Annotated in this window: 14 protein-coding genes; 4 read left to right on the top strand and 10 right to left on the bottom strand. The window is 67.8% G+C overall.

All coding sequences use genetic code 11. The features are described from left to right. Positions 1 to 70 precede the first annotated feature (70 nt). From CAL25_RS11810 to CAL25_RS11785, 6 genes are all read right to left on the bottom strand, one after another. Complete coding sequence (locus tag CAL25_RS11810) at positions 71 to 1,777, bottom strand: thiamine pyrophosphate-binding protein (protein WP_094800136.1); 1,707 nt, start codon at positions 1,775 to 1,777, stop codon at positions 71 to 73. Next, the gene (locus tag CAL25_RS11805) at positions 1,774 to 2,694 is read right to left on the bottom strand and encodes an HpcH/HpaI aldolase/citrate lyase family protein (protein WP_249279030.1); all 921 of its coding nucleotides are present in this window, start codon (positions 2,692 to 2,694) and stop codon (positions 1,774 to 1,776) included. Before CAL25_RS11805 ends, CAL25_RS11810 begins: the two co-directional genes overlap by 4 nt. Beyond that, positions 2,691 to 3,974 (bottom strand): TRAP transporter large permease, encoded by a 1,284-nt coding sequence (locus CAL25_RS11800; protein ID WP_094800135.1) that lies wholly within the window; start codon positions 3,972 to 3,974, stop codon positions 2,691 to 2,693. Before CAL25_RS11800 ends, CAL25_RS11805 begins: the two co-directional genes overlap by 4 nt. A gap of 3 nt (positions 3,975 to 3,977) precedes the next feature. Next, the gene (locus CAL25_RS11795; protein ID WP_094800134.1) at positions 3,978 to 4,451 is read right to left on the bottom strand and encodes a TRAP transporter small permease; all 474 of its coding nucleotides are present in this window, start codon (positions 4,449 to 4,451) and stop codon (positions 3,978 to 3,980) included. After that, complete coding sequence (locus CAL25_RS11790; protein ID WP_094800133.1) at positions 4,451 to 5,437, bottom strand: DctP family TRAP transporter solute-binding subunit; 987 nt, start codon at positions 5,435 to 5,437, stop codon at positions 4,451 to 4,453. The genes CAL25_RS11795 and CAL25_RS11790 overlap by 1 nt, the downstream gene beginning before the upstream one ends. 173 nt (positions 5,438 to 5,610) lie before the next feature. Continuing rightward, on the bottom strand, positions 5,611 to 6,345 hold the full coding sequence (locus tag CAL25_RS11785) for a FadR/GntR family transcriptional regulator (RefSeq protein WP_094800132.1): 735 nt from the start codon (positions 6,343 to 6,345) through the stop codon (positions 5,611 to 5,613). Positions 6,346 to 6,794: 449 nt separating this feature from the next. Between CAL25_RS11785 and CAL25_RS11780 the strand changes: the two genes are divergently transcribed. The 4 genes from CAL25_RS11780 to CAL25_RS11765 are packed head-to-tail and all read left to right on the top strand — an operon-like array spanning position 6,795 to position 12,902. Beyond that, a complete protein-coding gene (locus CAL25_RS11780) occupies positions 6,795 to 10,259 on the top strand; it encodes a response regulator (RefSeq protein WP_094800131.1) in 3,465 nt (1,154 codons plus the stop codon). 32 nt (positions 10,260 to 10,291) lie between these two features. Beyond that, on the top strand, positions 10,292 to 11,131 hold the full coding sequence (locus CAL25_RS11775; protein WP_094800130.1) for a CheR family methyltransferase: 840 nt from the start codon (positions 10,292 to 10,294) through the stop codon (positions 11,129 to 11,131). Beyond that, complete coding sequence (locus CAL25_RS11770; protein WP_094800129.1) at positions 11,131 to 11,733, top strand: chemotaxis protein CheB; 603 nt, start codon at positions 11,131 to 11,133, stop codon at positions 11,731 to 11,733. The genes CAL25_RS11775 and CAL25_RS11770 overlap by 1 nt, the downstream gene beginning before the upstream one ends. A gap of 20 nt (positions 11,734 to 11,753) precedes the next feature. Continuing rightward, the gene (locus CAL25_RS11765) at positions 11,754 to 12,902 is read left to right on the top strand and encodes a hybrid sensor histidine kinase/response regulator (protein ID WP_094800128.1); all 1,149 of its coding nucleotides are present in this window, start codon (positions 11,754 to 11,756) and stop codon (positions 12,900 to 12,902) included. Positions 12,903 to 12,981: 79 nt separating this feature from the next. Here CAL25_RS11765 and CAL25_RS11760 read toward each other — a convergent pair whose 3' ends face one another. The 4 genes from CAL25_RS11760 to CAL25_RS11745 form a co-directional block, all read right to left on the bottom strand. Next, a complete protein-coding gene (locus CAL25_RS11760; protein ID WP_094800127.1) occupies positions 12,982 to 13,449 on the bottom strand; it encodes a hypothetical protein in 468 nt (155 codons plus the stop codon). A gap of 373 nt (positions 13,450 to 13,822) precedes the next feature. Next, positions 13,823 to 15,523 carry an aspartate:alanine exchanger family transporter gene (locus tag CAL25_RS11755; protein ID WP_094800126.1) on the bottom strand — a complete coding sequence of 567 codons (1,701 nt, stop codon included), beginning with the start codon at positions 15,521 to 15,523 and terminating at the stop codon, positions 13,823 to 13,825. A gap of 140 nt (positions 15,524 to 15,663) precedes the next feature. Then, positions 15,664 to 17,052: a glutamate decarboxylase gene (locus CAL25_RS11750; protein WP_094800125.1), complete on the bottom strand. Its 1,389-nt coding sequence runs from the start codon at positions 17,050 to 17,052 to the stop codon at positions 15,664 to 15,666. 571 nt (positions 17,053 to 17,623) lie between these two features. After that, positions 17,624 to 19,399 (bottom strand): MFS transporter, encoded by a 1,776-nt coding sequence (locus tag CAL25_RS11745; protein ID WP_094800284.1) that lies wholly within the window; start codon positions 19,397 to 19,399, stop codon positions 17,624 to 17,626. Positions 19,400 to 19,488 lie beyond the last annotated feature (89 nt).

Below are 19,488 nucleotides of genomic sequence, written 5' to 3'. Positions count from 1 at the left end.
GATTCGTGTCTTATTTCCCGGCTTCGGCGCGTATATGACAGCGCGGCGGTCGGCTGCCTTCAGTCCGGCGTCAGGCGTCGTGTCGGGCCAGCGCGTCGGCCCGGATCGCCGACAGGGTCTGACCGGGGGCGATGCCATCCGCGTCGTAGCGGATTTCGAGCAGCGCGGGGAGGTTTTCGCGCTGCGCGAAGGCGAGCGCGCGCTCGAAGGCCGGACCGAAGTCCGCCGTCCGCTCGACCGCCTCGCCATGACCGCCGTAGCTCTTGATCAGCTGCGTGAAGTCGGGGTTCTGGAAGGTGAGCGCGATGGTGCGGGCCGGGAACTCGCGTTCCTGGTGCGCGCGGATCGTGCCCCACATGCCGTTGTTGAACACCAGCACCACGATGCCGAGCCGGTACTGCAGTGCCACGCCGAGCTCCTGCAGATTCATCTGGAAGCAGCCGTCGCCGGCGTAGCAGACCGCGGCACGATCGGGATGCTCGAGCTTGGCCGAGATCGCGGCGGGCAGGCCGTAGCCCATCGAACCGACCGTGGGCGCGAGACTGGTGCCCAGGCCCGCGAACCGCCGGTAGCGATGCGGGTACAGCGCGTAATTGCCCGCGCCCACCGTGATGCAGGCATCCTGCGGCAGATGCGCATCCACATACGACGCGGCCTCGTCCAGGCACAGCGGCCCGGGCGAGGGCAGCGGCCGCAGGCTTTCCTCGTATTCGCGCCGCGCCTGGATCACGGCCTCGCCGCGCGGTGCCGCGTGACCGGGCTTGAGCTGTGCCGCGGCCGCCGCGAAGCTCGCCACGTCGGCCACGATGCCCTGGGTCGGGGCGAACACGCGGCCCAGTTCATTGGCGTCGGGATACACATGAATCAGGCGCTGGCGTGGCCGCGGGCTTTCGATCAGGGTGTAGCCCTCGGTCGTGGCCTCGCCCATCCGGGTGCCCACCGCCAGCACCAGATCGGCGTCGCGGATGCGGTCGCGCAATGCCGGCGTCATGGCCCAGCCCACGTGGCCGGCCGCGTTCGGATGACGCTGGTCGAAGCACTCCAGACGGCGCCAGGCGGTACCCACCGGCAGTTCGAAGCGCTTGGCGAAGCCGGCGATCTGGTCGATGGCGTTGGACGTCCAGCCGCTGCCGCCCACGAGCAGGAAGGGCCGCTCGGCCTGGTCGAGCAGCTGCACCATGCGCGCCAGGTCGGTCGCGCCCGGGTGGCTGTGCGTGCGCTGGTAGCGCGGCAGGTCGGCCACGGTGGCGCGGCCCCACAGGGTGTCCTCGGGCAGCGCCAGTACCACCGGGCCCGGGCGGCCGCTGGTGGCGACCGCGTAGGCGCGCGCGATGAACTCGGGGATCCGGTCCGTGCGGTCGATCTGCGCCACCCACTTGGCCATCTGGCCGAACATGCGGCGGTAGTCGATTTCCTGGAATGCCTCGCGCTCGATGAAGTCGTTGCCGACCTGACCCACGAACAGAATCATGGGCGTCGAGTCCTGAAACGCCGTGTGCACGCCGATGCTGGCGTTGGTGGCGCCGGGGCCACGCGTGACGAAACAGATGCCCGGCTCGCCGGTCAGCTTGCCATAGGCCTCGGCCATGTACGCGGCGCCGCTTTCCTGGCGGCACACGATGGGCTCGATGGCGCCCACGTGTTCGTTGAGCGCATCGATGCAGGGCAGGTAGCTTTCGCCGGGGATCATGAAGATGCGGCGCGCGCCGTGAATGCGCAGCTGCTGCATGAGGATCTGGCCGCCGTTGCGTTCGGCCGGAGTCGGAGTGGCGGTCATGCGGCGTCTCCCTTGAGGGTGCGGACGGGCGCTTGCGCCGTCCATTGTTCGAATGCCGCGTGGCGCGCCAGCAGGCGCCGCGCGGTGTTGTACACGGGCGGGTCGATGGGGGCGGCGCCGGCGGCGGGCGCCTCGCCGCGCCGTTCGGCCTCGTAGCCCGCCACCGTCGCGGTGGCCCGCGCCACCTCGTCGGGAGCGGGTGTGAACACGGCGTGGATGGTCTCGATCTGGCCGGCGAAGGTGGCGCACTTCGATTTCAGGCCCAGGCGCCGGGCCCAGCGCAGGTCTGCTTCGAGGGCGGCGCTATCGCGGAAGTTGAACGGGCAGTCGATCGCCACGCAATCGGCGGCCACGCAGTCCACCAGGAAGCGGGCGCGCAGCGCGTGCAGCTCGATGCCGTCGGGCGCGCGCTCGGCGCCGAGGTTCGCGCTCAGGTCTTCGGCGGCCAGCAGGCAGGACGAGACCCGGGGGCTGGCGCTCAGGATGGCGAGTGCGCGCACCACGCCCAGCGCCGATTCCAGCGTGGGCACGATCTCGGTGCTGCCCAGGGGCAGGCGGAGCGCGGTTTCGTGCGCCGTGATGGCGCGGTCCAGCGCGGCGATCTGCTCGGCGCTCTCGGCGTGCGGCAGGAACACCGCGTCCGGGGCGCCGGGCATCACGCCGGCCAGGTCTTCGAGGCCGCAGTCTTCGAGTTTGTTGATGCGCGTGGCAGCCACCACGCCCTGAGCGCGGCATTCGTCGAACAGCGCCACGATGCGCTCGCGCGCCGCGGGCCGGTCGGCGGGCGCGGTGAATTCCTCGAGATCGGCCACCAGGGCATCGGGGCCCGCGGCGAGGGCTGCGCGTTGGGCTTCCGCATTCAGCCCGGGCACGAACATCCAGCTGCGGCGCAGCGCGGGGGGACGGCGGGCGCTCATTGGACGTGCCTCGGCAGGAACAGCACCAGTTCGGGCACGAACGTGAGCAGCAGCATGACCGCGGTCATGGCCAGCATCATCCAGCTGAGCGGACGCAGGGTCTGCATCATGTTGATGCCGCCGATCTTGCACGCGGCCATCAAGTCCACCCCCACGGGCGGCGTATTGGCCCCGATCGCCATGTTGATCGACAGCAGGATGCCGAAGTGCACAGGGTCGATGTTGTAGTGCGCGAGCACGGGCATCACCACGGGCGCCACGATGATGATCACCGGGATCGCTTCCATGAAGGTGCCGAGGAGCAGCAACACCACCGTGAGCACCAGCAGCACGGCCGTCTTGCTGTCGGTCCAGTTGACCAGCAGGCTGGACAGAGCCTGCGGCACCTGTTCGGCCACCAGCACCCAGGCGAAGAGGCCGGACGCGCCGATGATCAGCAGGATGGAGGCGCTGCCTTCGCCGGTCGACTTGAGGCTGTCCCAGATCGCGCGCAGGCTGAGCGTGCGGTACCAGAAGAAGCCGATCAGCAGGGCGTAGACGATGGCGCTCGAGGCCGCCTCGGTGGCGGTGAAGATGCCGAAGCGGATGCCGCCGATGATGAGCACCGGCACCATCAGCGCGGGCAGCGCATCGATCGCGGCGGCGCGCAGCTCTGCCCAGGCGAACGGTTGTCCGCCCGACCAGCCATGCTTGCGCGACTGCCAGATCGCCACGGCGATGAGCGCGGCACCCAGCAGAATGCCCGGGATGATCCCGGCCAGAAACAGCTTGCCCACCGAGGTGTCGGTGATCGTGCCGTACACGATCAGGACGATGCTGGGCGGGATGATGGTGGAGGTGGCGCCGGCACTGCCGACCAGGGCGCACGAAAAGCCCTTGTCGTAGCCGGCGCGCGCCATGGCCGGAAGCAGCAGGCTGCCGATGGCGACCACGTCGGCCACCCCGGAGCCCGACAGCGCGCCGAACATCAGGCAGGCCAGCACGGCCACGACCGCCAGGCCGCCCTTGATGTCGCCGACGATGGCGGCGCACAGGCGCACGATGCGCTGGGTCAGGCCGGCGCCGTTCATGAGCTGCGCGGCGAGGATGAACAGAGGAATGGCCAGCAGCGTGAAGCTGTCCAGGCCCACCACGTACTGCTGCGCCGCGACCATCATGGGCGCGGCGTCGTAGATCGCCAGGTAGGCCAGGCAGGACAGCACCAGACCGAAGGCGATGGGCATGTCGATCAACACCGTGATCGTGAACACGCCCATCAGGAAGAGGGCACCCGAAGACATCGATTAATCCTTTGCGGCGCTCGGCTCGAACAGTTGGGCCACGTGCACGATGGCCGTGATGACGCAGGCGAACGGCAGGGCCAGGTAGACGGTGCCGGCCGACACGTCGAGCGCGGGCAGGGTCTGGTCCATGGTGAGCTCGGCGAGTTGCCAGCCGGCGTAACCCAGGGCGAGCAGGCCGATGATGATGAGGACGTGGTTGGCGCGTTCGACGAAGGCGAGCACGCGGGCGTTGCGCACGAAGAACGGCAGCAGGCCTGCCATCAGGTGCGAGCGCTCGAAGCTGCAGACGACGCCGCCGATGAAGGCGGACCACACCAGCACGAGCCGCGGCAGTTCCTCGGCCCAGTGCGGCGTGGTGTGCGTGACGAAACGGGCAAAAACCACGTAGGTGATCAGGATCGCCAGCAAGGCCACCGCCAGGGCGGCGAAGGCCTTGCTGATGCCCGACAGAATGGCGGACACGCGGCTGAGCATCACTTGGCCTCGCGGTACTTCTGAACGAGGTTCATCAGCTCGGCGCCGTACACGGGCTCGTAGGTCTTCCAGACGGGCGCGACGGCGGCGGCGAAGGCGGCCTTGTCGACCTCGTTGACCTGCATGCCCTTGGCCTTGAGCTGCTCGACGAACTGCTGGTCGCCGTCGGTGATCATCTTGCGCTGTTCATCGCGCCACTTGTCGGCGGCCGCCTGCACCACCTTGCGGTCCTCGGCGGACAGCTTGTTCCAGACCGGCTTGGAGATGATCAGGTTGGCCGGACCCCAGACATGGCCGGTGAGCGACAGGTACTTCTGCACTTCGAAGAACGACGAGGTGTAGATGATGGACAGGGGATTTTCCTGGGCATCGAACACCTTCTGCTGGAGCGCGGAGTACAGCTCGCCGAAGGCCAGCGGCGCGGGGTTCGCGCCCAGCGCCGTGAAGGTGTCCAGGCGCATCTTGTCGGGCGTGACGCGGGTCTTCAGGCCGGCGAGATCGGCCGGCTTGTTGACCGGGCCGCGATTGTTGGTCACGTGGCGAAAGCCGTTCTCCCACCACGAGATGACCATCAGATTCTTCTTCTCGGCCAGCTTGGCGAGCGCCTGGCCCAGTTCGCCGTCGTAGGCCTTGTAGGCCTGTGCCGACGAGGTCCAGGTGTAGGGCAGTTCGACCACGCCGAACTTGGGCTCGAGCGGTTGCAGCGAGCCCGAGCCGATGATGGCGGCGCCCTGGCTGCCGATCTGCAGGCCTTCGAGCATGGTCTTCTCGTTGCCGAGCTGGCCGCTCGGGAACAGGATGAAGTTCACGCGGCCGGCGGTCTTTTCCTTGACCTCCGCCGCGAAGCCTTCGGCGGCCTTGTTCCAGCTGTGGCTGGGCGCGAGCACGTGGCCCAGCTTGATGTCGAGCGCGTGGGCGGCGGGCGCCAGCGCGAGCGTGAAGCCCGCGGCGGCGAGCAGGCGGGTGAGCGTACGGTTGAGCTGCATTGTTTTCCCCTTGGGCAACTGTTCGTGCCTGTCTTGCACCGAGTCCGTCGGTGTCACGGCACGCCGGAACCGCGGCATGAACGGGCCCCGGCCGGGCGCGCGCGGCGCCAGCCTGAAGGGCATTGGAATCGGGAAAGGCCGGCGCGCAGCCGGGTCAGCGCGGCATCAGGAGCTCATCGGATGCCACCGCTGCCGAAATCTTCGCGCAGGCGCGCCATGATGCCGACCAGGTGGTCGTGCATCGCATGGCGCGCGCGGATCGGGTCGCGGTCGGTAATGGCCGCGAGAATGCGTTCGTGTTCCTTTTGAGCTTCGACCCAGACGTTGGTCGTGACGAAGTGCTCTTCCAGGCGGTGAAACACCGGGCTGGTCGAGGACAGCTGCCAGATGTGCGAGATCGCGGCCGCCAGCGCGGCGTTGCCGCAGCCGTTGGCAATGGCGCTGTGGAAGGCGCGGTCGTGTTCGGCCGGGCCATCGGTGAGCGACATCGCTTCGTGCGCGGCGCGGATCGCGCCGATCTGCGCGGGCGAGGCTTTCTGGGCGGCCAGCGCGGCGCACTCGGGCTCCATCAGCAGGCGCGTCTCGAGCAGATCGAAGGGGCCGATGTCGGTGGCCTCGGCGCCACCCGCCGGCGCGGCGGGCAGGGCGGGCGCGCCGTATTGGCCATCGTCGCGCGGCGCGCAGACGAACACGCCGGTGCCCACGCGCACCTCGACATAGCCTTCGATTTCCAGGGCGATCAGGGCCTCGCGCACGGAGGCGCGGCTCACCTGAAGCTGTTCGGCCAGCTCCCGCTCGGCCGGCAGGCGCCCGCCGGCCGGAAAGTCGCCGGCACGGATGCGCCCGGCAATCTGGTCCGCGATCATGCGGTACAGACGGGTGGAGGCGACTGCCTGGAAAGCGGCCATGCGAGGTCCTGTAAAAACTGTCTGGTGTTCTGGTGGCTCAGTGGTCAGGCCACTGACCGAAATATACCGGACGGCCGGCTGCCTCGGAATGGGCTGAGCGCCGACCAAGGCGCTTTCGAGGGAAAACCACTAGGGCGTCGGCGCGGTTGTGTGACAGCTTGTGAGTCCGGGCACGAGACTTGCTGAGGGCGCCGCCGTCGCGGGTAAGTCGGCCGTGGCAGCGCCGCGAGAGCGGCCGGCACGGCGGTCAAACGCCTCCAAACATGACAATTTGTCGCCATAGAACGGAACAAACGGTGATCTCTGCGCGCGATATGCAACAAAACCGGTATAGTCCATGGGCCTCTCTCACGTATTCTTACTATAGGCAGAGAGATCATTCCTACCTTTCAACGAATCACGCCAACGCTGGTGCGCCCTCCGCGTGCCTCCGCCGGGAATCCTGACGCATGCCCCAATCCGCCTCGCGCTCTGCCAGTAGCTATGCGTTTCCCCGTAGTCTGCTACTCGGCTTCATCACCGCCGCGCTCGCCACCCTCGTCATCGCCTTCGTGAATGTGCGCTCCGCGGAAACCCGCGTGCAGGCCGTCGAAGCGATGGACCGGAGTACCGAGGCGCTGCGCCAGCTCAGCCTCTTCAATTCGGCCATGAAAGACGCCGAGCTGGGTCAGCGCGGCTACCTTCTGACGGGCGACATCAGCTATCTCCAGCCGTATCTGCGTTCGCTCAGCCTGATCGAGCAACGCCTCGCCGTGGTGAAAGAAGCCGCCTCGCACAATTCCGAGGAACGGCGCATCGTCAACGACATCGAGGGCATCACGCGCCAGAAGCTGGTCGAGCTGCAGAGCACGATCGATATGCGCCGCGCGGGCGACGTCGAGGGCGCGATGGCGGTCGTGCGCACCGATGCGGGCAAGGAGGCCATGGATCGCCTGCGCGACCAGGTGGCCGACCTGTACACCCGGATGATGCGCAACATCGAAGAGCGGCGCGAGATCTGGTCCGACGCCGCGACCCTGTCCGCGTACTACTCCTGGGGCGGTTCGCTGGTGCTGCTGGTGCTGATCCTGGCGTCCGCCGGCATGACCATCCGCGAACACCGTGCCAAGTCGCGCCAGCAATGGGTGCAGGCGGGCCTGTCGGGCCTGAGCCTGAAGCTGCAGGGCGACCACCGGCTGGAGGAGATCGGCCAGCGCACGCTGGAATTCCTGGCCGACTACGTCAAGGCGGACGTGGGCGCGGGCTATGTCGTCGAGCGCGTGGGCGGCGAGTTGCAGCTGTTCGGCGGCTACGGCCTGGCGCGCGAGCGGCTCGAGAACAAGGTCCAGCCGGGCGAAGGCCTGGCAGGCCAGGCCGTGAGTTCGCGCAAGCTGCTGCACGTGCGCAATGTGCCGGCGGGACACCTGCCGGTGTCGTCGGCCACGGGCAGCTCCAATCCGGCCGAGCTCATCCTGGCTCCCGCGATGCAGAATGGCCGCGTCTACGCCGTGATCGAGCTGGGCTTCAACCACCAGGTGGGCGAGGCCGAGCGCGAGCTGCTGCAGGGCGCATCCGAGTCGCTGGCCGTGGCGATCCGCGCCGGCATCGACCGCAGCCGCCTGGAAGCGCTGCTAGAAGAAACCCAGCGCCAGTCCGAAGAGCTGCAGACCCAGCAGGAGGAACTGCGGGTCAGCAACGAAGAGCTGGAGCAGCAAAGCCGCATCCTGCAGGAGTCGCAGGCGCGCATGGAACTGCAGCAGACCGAGCTCGAGCAGACCAACGCCAACCTCGAAGAGCAGACGCAGCAGCTCGAGCACCAGCGCGAGCAGTTGCTGCGTGCCCAGAGTGCCCTGACCGACAAGGCACGCGAGCTGGAGCAGGCCAGCCATTACAAGAGCGAGTTCCTGGCCAATATGAGCCATGAGCTGCGCACGCCGCTGAATTCCACCCTGATTCTGGCCAAGCTGCTGGGCGATAACCGCACCGGCAACCTGAGCCCGGAGCAGGTGAAGTACGCGCAGACGATCCACGCCGCGGGCACCGACCTGCTCACGCTCATCAATGACATCCTGGATCTGGCCAAGATCGAATCCGGCCAGGCCACGGTGTCGGTGGAGCCGGTGGTGATCGAGCAGGCTATGCAGCGGCTCATCGATCCGCTGCGCCCGATCGCCGAAGAAAAGGGCGTGGCCCTGACGCTGGAGATCGATCCGGGCGTGCCCGCGCGCATGGATACCGACGCCGGCCGTCTGGGGCAGGTGATCAAAAACCTGCTGTCGAACGCGCTGAAATTCACCGAGCAGGGCTCGATCCATCTGCGCGTGACGCGCACGCCGCAAGGCATGCTGTCGTTCGCCGTGCAGGATACCGGCATCGGCATCGCGCAGGACCAGCAACAACTGATTTTCGAAGCCTTCCGTCAGGCCGACGGCAGCACGCACCGCAAGTACGGCGGCACCGGGCTGGGTCTGTCGATTTCGCGCGATCTGGCTGCCCTGCTGGGCGGCAGCATTTCGGTCTCGAGCGCGCCGGGGCAGGGCAGCGTGTTCACGCTGGTGCTGCCGGTGAGCATCGAAGGGGGCGCGGATGTCCGGCCCGGGACCACGTCGAGCGCGGACTTCCGCGCCGCGCGTCCGTCGGCGCCGCCCGCCTCCGACGCCCCGCGGACCCTGGCGCCCGCGCCGGCCCCCGCCGCGCCGCCGGCTCAGAGCGAGGCCGCGCAGGCACCTGCCGCGCCGCCGCCCGGTGGCCGCCGCATTCTGGTGATCGAGGACGACAAGCGCTTCGCCGGCATCCTGGCCGATCTGGCCGAGGAAATGGATTTTCATTGCCATCTGGCGCATACCGCGGCCGAGGGCCTGGCTTACGCCGAGAAGTACCGTCCGAACGCGATCGTGCTCGACATCAACCTGCCCGATTTCTCGGGTCTGGGCGTGCTCGATCAGCTCAAGCGCAATCCCTACACGCGCCATATCCCGGTGCATGTGGTCTCGGTGGCCGACTACACGCAGGAGGCCATGGGCCGCGGCGCGGTCGGCTACGCGCTCAAGCCGGTCAAGCGCGACGAACTGGTGCTGGCGCTGCAGCGTCTCGAGGCCAAGTTCACGCAGGATCTGCGCCGTGTCCTGATCGTCGAGGACGACGACCGCCAGCGCGAAAGCGTGCGCGAGTTGCTGGCCCGCAATGATGTCGAGATCGTGTGCGCCGATACGGCCGCCGCCGCGCTGGAGCTGCTGCGCGGCGCGACCTTCGACTGCGTGGTCATGGACCTGAACCTGCCCGACATCAGCGGCTATGAGCTGTTGCAGCAGATGACGGAGCAGGAGGGCGTGTCGTTCCCGCCGGTGATCGTCTATACCGGCCGCGCGCTCTCGCGCGACGAAGAGCAGGAACTGCGTCGTTTCTCGCGTTCCATCATCATCAAGGACGCGCGCTCGCCCGAACGCCTGCTCGACGAAGTGACGCTGTTCCTGCATCAGGTGGAAGCCGAGCTGCCGCTCGAGCAGCGCCAGATGCTGGAGCTCGCCCGCAGCCGCGACACGGCGCTGGAGGGCCGCACCGTCCTGATCGTGGAGGACGACGTCCGCAACGTGTTCGCCCTGTCGAGCATTCTCGAGCCGACCGGCATGCAGGTCGAGATCGCCCGCAACGGCCGCGAGGCGCTCGAGGCGCTGGCGCGCGCCGGCACGGCCGGTCATCCCGCCGTGGACCTGGTGCTGATGGACATCATGATGCCCGAGATGGACGGCTACACCGCCATGCGCGAGATCCGCAACCGGCCCGAGTGGCGCCGCCTGCCGATCATCGCGCTCACGGCCAAGGCCATGAAAGACGACCAGGAGAAGTGCCTGGCGGCCGGCGCGAATGACTACATTGCGAAGCCGCTCGACGTGGAGAAGCTGCTGTCGCTGGTCCGCGTGTGGATGCCCAAATAGGCCCGGAGCCTGCATAGCCGTTGAAGCACACCATGTCCCAGCCCGCCAAGATCCGTACCGCCGACATCGAGCAGCGCTTGCTGATCGATGCCATTTTTCATCGGTACCACTACGATTTCCGGGGGTATGCGCAGGCCTCGCTCAAGCGGCGCCTGCATACCGCCCTCAGTCAGTTCGGATGCAAGACCTTGTCGCAGCTGCAGGATAGAGTGCTGCACGAGCCCTCGGTGTTCACCGCGCTGCTTCAGTACCTCACGGTGCAGGTCAGCGACATGTTTCGCGATCCGAGCTACTTCCTGTCGTTGCGCCAGGAGGTGATCCCGATCCTGCGCACCTATCCCTCGATCAAGGTCTGGGTGGCGGGCTGCAGCGCAGGCGAAGAGGTGTACTCGCTCGCCATCCTGCTGCACGAGGAAGGGCTGCTGGATCGCACGCTGATCTATGCCACCGACATCAACCCGCATGCCTTGCGCGCGGCGGAGCAGGGTGTGTTCGACCTGGATCGGGCGGCCGCATTCACCGAAAACCATGCCCGCGCCGGCGGACGCAGCTCCCTGTCGGATTACTACACGGCCCGCTACGGCCGCGTGATGTTCGACAAGGGCCTGCGCGAACACATGGTGTTCTCGGATCACAGCCTCGCCACCGACAGCGTGTTCGCCGAGATGCATCTGATCTCGTGCCGCAACGTGCTGATCTATTTCGAGCGCGACCTCCAGGACCGCGCGCTGGGCCTGTTTCACGATGCCCTGTGCCATCGCGGCTTTCTGGGCCTGGGTGCGAAGGAGTCGTTGCGCTTCTCGGGCCAGGCCAACGCCTTCGACGATTTCGTGCTCGAAGACCGCATCTACCGCAAGAAGGCGGGCCGTTGATGCCGCGTACCGACACGCCCGCCGCCAACGCCCACGACGCCATCGTGATGGGCGGCTCCTCGGGGGCCATCGACGCGTTGATGGATATCCTGCCGGCGCTGCCGGCGGGGCTGCGGGCCGCCGTGCTGGTGGTGCTGCATCTGCCGCGCCACCGGCGCAGCCTGCTGGTCGAGATCTTTGGCCAGCGCTGCGCCTTGCCCGCCGTCGAGGCCGAGGACCAGATGCCGATCGAGCCGGGGCATGTGTATTTCGCCGCGCCCGATTACCACCTGCTGGTCGACGCCGGCCCGCGCCTGTCGCTGTCCATCGATCCGCCGGTGCACTTTTCGCGCCCCTCGATCGACGTGCTGTTCGAGACCGCGGCCGAATGCTATGGCGACCGCCTGATCGGCATTCTGTTGTCCGGCGCCAATGAAGACGGCGCCCGCGGTCTGGCCGCGATCGACGCGGCGGGCGGTCTCACCGTGGTGCAGACCCCGGCGAGCGCCTCGATGCCCGCCATGCCCGACGCCGCGCTGGCCCGCCTGCGTGCGCACCATGTGCTGCCTCCCCCCGACATCGCCACGCTGCTCGCGCAACGCCATGCGCAGCGTTTGCTGTGAACCCACGCTTAACCGGAACCATGATCTCTTCGCCCGACACGACCACCGACGACCGCATCAAGTGCCTGCTGGTCGACGACGTCCCGGAAAACCTGGTCGCGCTGCAGGCCCTGCTCGAGAACGACCGGGTGCAGGTGCTGAAGGCGCAGTCGGGATCCGAAGCGCTCGAGCTGCTGCTCAACCACGGTGATGTGGCGCTGGCGCTGCTCGATGTGCAGATGCCCGAGATGAACGGCTTCGAGCTGGCCGAGCTGATCCGCGGCAGCGAGCGCACCCGTCATATCCCGCTCATTTTCATGACGGCGGGTTCGCGCGAGCACAACTGGCAGTTCCGCGGTTACGAGACCGGCGCGGTGGACTTTCTGTACAAGCCCATCGATCCGTACATGTTGAGCACCAAGGCGAACGTGTTTTTCGAGCTGCACGAGCGCAAGCGCGCCCTGGCGCAGCAACTGCAGGAGCGCACCGAGGCGCTGCGGGTCAATGAAATGTTCATGGCCGTGCTGAGTCACGACCTGCGCACGCCGCTGCAGTCCATCACGATCGCGGCGACGCTGCTGCAGCGCCAGATCGACGCGGCGCGCGTGAGCAGCATCGCCGGACGCATGCTTCAGAGCAGCGAACGCATGGCGCGCATGATCGAGGACCTGCTGGACGTGACCCGCATCCGCCAGACCGGTGGCCTGACGGTCACCCCCACGCGCCTGAGCATGCAGACGCTGGTGCAGCGCACCCTCGACGAAGTCCAGACCGGGCATCCGGACCGGCTCATCGAAATGCACCTCGACGGCAATCCGCTCGGCACCTGGGACGGCGAGCGCATGTGCCAGGTGCTGGCCAATCTGGTGGGCAACGCGATCCATCACGGCGATCCGGCCGTGCCTGTACGGGTGCAGATCGATGGCGGCGCGATCGACCGTGTCACGGTGACGGTCAGCAACGGCGGCACCATCCCGCCCGACCTGCTGCCGCACCTGTTCAACCCGTTCCGCGGCGGCGAGCGCCGCCCGGGCGAGCATCAGGGTCTGGGATTGGGTCTGTTCATCGCGCAGCAGATCGTGATCACGCACGGGGGCTGCATCGAAGCGGGCTCGCGCGACGGCATCACGTCGTTCCGCGTGGAGCTGCCGCGCGAGGTGGCGCCGGGCACGCGCAAGGCGGTGCTTTAAAGAACCGCCGCCGACGCGGGGTCGGAGGCCAGGCGCCTTGGCAGAAAGGGACGGCCCGTTGGACCGCCCATCGCCAGGTTCAGGACGGACGAATGCGGCGGGCGCGCAGCGGTTCGGCCTGGCCGCTCTCGGCGGCGAGCACGTGGTAGAAGAACGAGAGATTGTCTTCGGCGCCATTGGCGAGCTGGCTGTAGGCCTTCGCGATGGGGCTGATCCAGGTGCCGCCCGGCATCTGCAGCACCAGCGGCACGCCGCCGCTGGCCTCGCCCTTGCCCAGCGGCGAGGTGGACGCGTGGGCCCAGCGCGCATGCAGATGGCGCACGATCACTTCGCCGGCATAACAGCCGAACAAAAACACCGTATTGCGCACGGCCGCGGCGCTATTGCCGCTCGCATGAAAATCCTGGATCAGGCCGTCGATCACGCGCAGCGAGGCCGGCGTGAAATCCAGGGTCACGCCTTCGATATTCCGGACCACGTTGACGACCACGCCCGCGAGATCGGGGGCGTGTTCGGGAGTGGGCGGATAGGGCAGTTTCAGTTCCATGCCGGGCCTGCTTAGAGATGCCGCGTGGGCGGCGGGTGTTCGGAAGCGGTGATCGGGGGGTTCGATCGGTGGCACGCTGCGTCGTCGCGCGTCGCGCCGGTGCGCCGGTGCGCCGTTGCGCCGGTGTGCCGGTCCGCACGGTAACACAGCCTGATCTTAGCGGTTCGCGGCGACGGACGGGAAATGGCGGAAGCAGCGCGGATAATGGTCGGCGCAAGGGGGGGCGGAAGCAGCGCGGATCGTGGTCGGCGCAGGGGGGGCGTGCGCTGGCGCGGTGATACGACAGTGCCCTGGCGCGGATCGCGCCGGGGGTTGCCGGCTCGATCGTGCCGCGGGCCGGGGTGGCACGTCGCGCGCCGCCCCGGCCGGCCGCTCAGTGCGACAGCATCATGGCGAAGTAGCCGAACACGGTCAGCAGCACGCCCGAGACGGCATAGCCGACCGGGAAGCTCAACCACGGCACGCTCGAGCCCACTTCCTTGGCGGCCTCGCGCGCCGGGCCCGAATGGCTGCGCGCGCCGGCCGTGGCGCCCATCAGCAGGGCCGGGTTGATCTTCATGATGTGAAAGCCGATGGCCCACACGATGATGGGCGGAATGGTCGACGCCAGGAAGCCCACCACGAAGATCTTCAGCGCGATCATGCCGGTCAACTGGGTGAGCAGCTCGGCACCGGCGTTGATGCCCACGATGGCCACGAAGCCGATCAGGCCGAGGTCTTCGAGGATGTTGCGGGCCGCGTTCGGCGTGTTGCCGAAGAAGCGCAGCCGCGAGGACAGCGACGACACGATGATGCCCGAGAGCAGCAGACCGCCCGCGTTGCCCAGGCCCACCATCGCGCCGAAGGCGGGGAACTCGATCAGGCCGATCAGGAAGCCCAGGATCATGCCGGCCGACAGCGTGAGCAGGTCGGTGGCCGTGCTGTGCCGGGCGATCACGCCGAACATCGAACCCGCCTTGTCCACCGCGGGCTTGAGGCCATTGACGAACAGCACGTCGCGCTTGTGCAGCGTGGTCTCCAGGCCGATCGGCAACGGCACGCCGCCGCGCTCGATGCGCTGCAGCTGGATCTGGCCGGCCAGCGGTCCGTTGCGGAAGTTCTTCAGCGGCACGTCGATCACCGCCTTGTTCATGACCAGGATTTCGGCCTGGTCGAGCGGGATGTTGAGCGCGCGCGCCTCCGGCACTTCGGGGCCGACCACGCCCATATTCGCCGTCATCGACTCGAGCCGGCCGCCCAGCGCGATGATGTCGCCCGTCTGCAGCACGAGCGTTTCGTCGGCGCCCAGCAGGGCTTCGCCGCGCTCCACGTTGATCACCTGGTATTCCGGAAAGCGTGCGCGGAACGCCTTGATCGTCTTGCCCGCCGTCTCCGGGTTGGTGACGCGGTAGGCGCGCACGTCGAAGGGGTGAAAGGCCGTCAGGCCGGCATCGTCGACGTTGGGCACGCCATGCGATTTCTCGAACTCGATGGCGGCCTTGCGGGCGTCCACGCCCCAGATGCGCGGCAGGTATTTGCACAGCAGAATGATGCCGACCGTGCCCCAGATGTAGGTGATGCCGTAGGAGAGGGCGATCATCGCGTCGACCTGCTCGCGCGTCATGCCCTGCTGCAGCGCCAGCGCGCCGGACGTGATGGCCTGTTCGGCGGACCCGATCGCCGCCGACATGGTCTGCGACCCGGCCAGCATGCCGCCGGCCGCGCCCTGCGGCAGACCGAAGAAGCCCGCGCCCCAGACGACGATGCCCAGGCCCAGCACCGGGGCGATCACGGCCAGGATCACGTAGTTGATCGAATCCTTGTTGAGGGCATTGAGAAACGACGGCCCCACGCGCAGACCCACGCCATACATGAAGAGGTAGTAGAGCAGCGACTTGGCGAAGTCATCGAGGTGAAACTTCACGCCGTACGTGGAGCCGGCGGTGGCCAGCAGGCAGCCCACGATGATGGCCGCGGCCACCGAGCCGAGGCCATAGCCCTTGAAAGAAAACTTGCCGACCCAGACCGACAGGCCGATCGTGAAGAAGAGCAGGATGTAGGGGTTGTTCCCCAGGAATTGCATGAACCCTGTCATGAAAACTCCTTGCGTCGAGGGTCGAGCGGCGTTCGCCTGAAGGCCGCCACGCGGAACCGGCGATGCGCAAGCGGGCGCGCGCATGCCGGCGCGCCCGCTTGCTCATCGATCGCGGCACGCGGGTGCCACGTCGTACGGACTCAGCACTTGGCCGGGCTGGTCTTGAGTTCGTCGTGGTGCCCGTGCAGCTCGGGTGGCGTGGCCGAGCCCCCGTGTTGCTCGAGGTACTGGCAGGCCTTGATGATGTCGTTGGCCAGCAGCATCGACACGTTGTAGTTGATGTGCGGACGCAGTACCACGCGCAGGCTGCGCACCTCCTCGGCGTCGGGCGGCATGCTGTAGGCCGAGATCACCCAGCCTTTCTCGCGCACCTTGGCCGACACGTCGAACTCGTTGAAGTTCTTGTATTTGTCGTGCAGCGTCACCGCCACCACCGGGATGCGCTGCGTGTCGTTCATGATGGTGAAGTAGCCGCTGTCCACCAGCTTTTGCCGCAGCGCCACCGCGTTGTCCAGCGTGCGCTGCATCACGCGCCGGAACCCATCGAAGCCCAGCCGCAGGAACTGGTAGTACTGCACCGCCACCTGGAATGAATTGCGGCTGAAGTTGAGCGTGGCCGTGGGCATCTCGCCCCCGAGGTAGTTCACGTAGAACACAAGATCCTCGTTGAAGATCTTGCGCTCGCGGAACACCACCCAGCCCAGCCCCGGCGGCGTCAGACCATATTTATGGCCCGACGCGTTGATCGACATCACGCGCGGCAGGCGGAAATCCCACTTGTAGTCGGGGTACAGGAACGGGTTCACGAAGCCGCCCGAGGCGCCATCGATGTGCATCGGAATCGAAATCCCGGTACGGGCTTCGTAGGCGTCGAGCCAGTCGTGGATGCCCTGGATGTCGTCGTCCTCGCCGGTGAAGGTCTGGCCCGCGATGGCCACCACCGCGATCGTGTTCTCGTCCACGTATTCGTCGAGCTGCTCGGCGGTGAGCGTGTATTGGCCGGGCTTGAGCGGCACGATGCGCGGCTCGACGTCGAAGTACCGCAGGAACTTCTTCCAGACGATCTGCACGTTGCCGCCCGTCACCATATTGGGGCGGGTCGCGTCCTTGCCCGCCTTCTCGCGCGCCTGACGCCAGTTCCATTTGTGCGCGAGGCCCGCCAGCATGCACGCCTCCGACGAGCCCACGGTGGCCGTGCCGTAGGGTTCCACGCTCTTCGGGCCGTTCCAGAGCTCGTGCAGCCAGCGCACCATGCGCTGCTCCATGGCGAAGAGCTGCGGGTACATGTCGTGGTCGATGTAGTTCTTGAACATGTTCTTGTGCGCCACCGCCTGCGCCTCGGGCTCGGCGAAGGTGGTGACGAACGACGACATGTTGAGCATCGGATTGGTGTCGGTCCACTCGTCGCTCAGCACCAGGGCCTGCGCGGCCCGCGCGCTGATGCCATTGCGCGGAAACTCGTTCTCCGGCACGTTGATATTGAACTGGTCGTAGGGCGTCTGGAGCTGAACATCGTGCGGCTGGCTCATGCTTGCTTCTCCGAAAGGACATGCTTGCAACGGCGGACGCGCGCGCCGGTGGCGCGGGATCCACGAACGGATGCGCGGCCGCGGTGGCCGCGCGCACACGGACCGGCGCCCGCGAGGAGGGCGCCGGCGGGAAAACGTGGTCAGCGAACGGGTGCGACGGACGTGCGAGGGCGGCCGCGGCGAACGCGGCGAGCGGCACAAACGGGCAGGGAGGCAAAGCGCAACAGAATGCAGGCCATCTTGGTGCTCACATAAAAACCGAAGGATTTATGCAATCCGAAACCCGTATCGCGGGGGCGGACAAACCGACCAAACCTGAACATCTGGACGCGGGAGACGCGTCGTCTTGCGGGCGTGGGCACGGCGGAAAAGACGCAGGCCAACGAATGCCGATCATGCATGATGTTCGATAAATCGGCAATACTTCATCGCAAAAGTGCGATTGCCGTGAGCGCCCGGCGCGAGTAAGGGAGTGCGCGCCACTAGCCGTGCGCCACTAGCCGCGCGCCGCGCGGCACGGCCTCCGGCCTTGCGCGGTAGCCAGCCTCGAGGCGGGGGCAGCCCGCCGGCGTCAGACGCCCGCGGGTCGGGGCTGGGCCGGCGTGCCGTCGTCCGGGGCCTCCGGCCCCGGCGGCGGCGAGTCGGTCAGCGGGCTGCCGGTGTGTGTCGGTATCGAGCCGCCTTCCGCATCCACCGGGATCGGCGTGGCGCGCAGGCCGGCCTGCGGCATGGCCGCCAGGGCCAGATAGCTCACCCCGTGGGTCACGCGCGGAGGCTGCGGCCCGGCATGGAAAGCCTGCGCCGCATCGAGCACCATGCGGTCGGCCAGGGTCATGCGGTCGTTCATGCGCAGATACTGGATCCACGAGCCGATCACGAACACCTCGCGCCAGACGCCGGCTTGTTCGAGGTCGCGAAACAGCTGCCATTGGTCGGCGCCATTGCGCAGCCGCATCAGCCGCAGCGAACGTGCCGCGGCGACGAAGCCCGGCACGCGGCCGGGCTCGACCTGATACTCGATGGTGAGCAATACCGCGCCGTGATGCGGGTCGAAGTCGGCGGGGGCGTCGGGGCGCGTCGAGGGCAGGGTGGTCAGGGTGCGCGCGTCGGCCTGGTCGGGCAGACGCGAGCGATACAGCAGCAGCACGGTCACCAGCAGGGCGATGCCGGCGGCCCCCATGGCGCCCTGCACCCCCATCGTGCCGGCGAAGTGGCCCCAGGCAAACGAGCCCAGCGCCAGGCCGCCGAAGATGGCGGTCTGATAGAGGGCCAGGGCGCGCGCCTTGACCCAATCGGGCACCAGCAGCTGCACGGTCGTGTTGTAGGTGGCCAGCACCGCGATCCAGCAGCTGCCGCTCGCCAGCAGGGCCGGAAACACCAGGGCCAGGTTGTCGGTCAGGCCCATCAGCATCAGACACAGCGCGAACAGCGCGGCCGCGCCGCTCACCAGCCGCGACACGCCGACGCGGCGTTGCACCCGTCCGATGAGCACGCTGCCGCCGATGGCGCCCACGCCCAGGGCGCCCAGCATGTAGCCATACAGCGATGCGCTGCCGTCGGGGTGCGCATGCGCCAGCAGGGGCAGCAACGCCCATAGCGCGCTGGCCGAGATCCCGAACATGAAGGCCCGCATCATGACCAGGCGCGTCACCGTGGAGAACTCGGTGAAACGCAGCGCGGCGACCACGCCCTCGACGATGCGTTCGGGCGGCAGCGAGCGGCGCGGCAGCTCACGGCGCCAGCGCCAGATCGCCCAGATCAGCGCCGCGTAGCAGATGCAATTGAACAGAAACACCCAGGGGGCGCCCAAGGTGCCCAGCATCACGCCGCCGAGGGCCGGGCCCAGGGCGCGGGCCACGTTGTAGTTGACGCTGTTGAGCAGGACGGCGCGTCCGACGAACGACTTGGGCACCTGCTCGCCCACGGCCGCCTGCCAGGCCGGCGTGACGACCGCGCCACCAATGGAGACGATGAAGGTGGCCACGATCAGCGTCACGGGCTCGAGACGGCCGAGGAAGGCCAGCACCGTGATGGACAGACCGATCACCAGTTCCACGCTCATGCCGAGCAGCATGATGCGGCGCCGGTCGTAGTTGTCGGCCAGCACGCCTGTCACGATCGAGAGCACGACCAGCGGCACGGCGGCCGCGACCTGAATCATCGCCACCAGCACGGCGCTGGTATCGGGGGCGTCGGTGATCACCCAGGCGGCCGCCACCGATTGCGCCCAGACGCCGAAGTTGGCGAACAGATTGGCGATCCAGATCATCCGGAACGCGGCGAACTGGAATGGCCCCATCACGCCGCCCGGGTCGGAACCGCCCGACGACGTGCTGCCAGGGGGCATGTCGGTGGGAGGAACGCCGCCCGGGCCCGCGCCGCCGGCCTGCGCGGCGGCGGCCGCTTCCTGCGCGCCGCCGGGCGCTCGCGCCGCGG

The sequence above is a fragment of the Bordetella genomosp. 5 genome, from assembly GCF_002261315.1.
Classification (GTDB): domain Bacteria; phylum Pseudomonadota; class Gammaproteobacteria; order Burkholderiales; family Burkholderiaceae_B; genus Bordetella.
The sequence above is the reverse complement of the archived record's forward strand: the minus strand, read 5'-3'. Positions and strand labels throughout refer to the sequence as shown.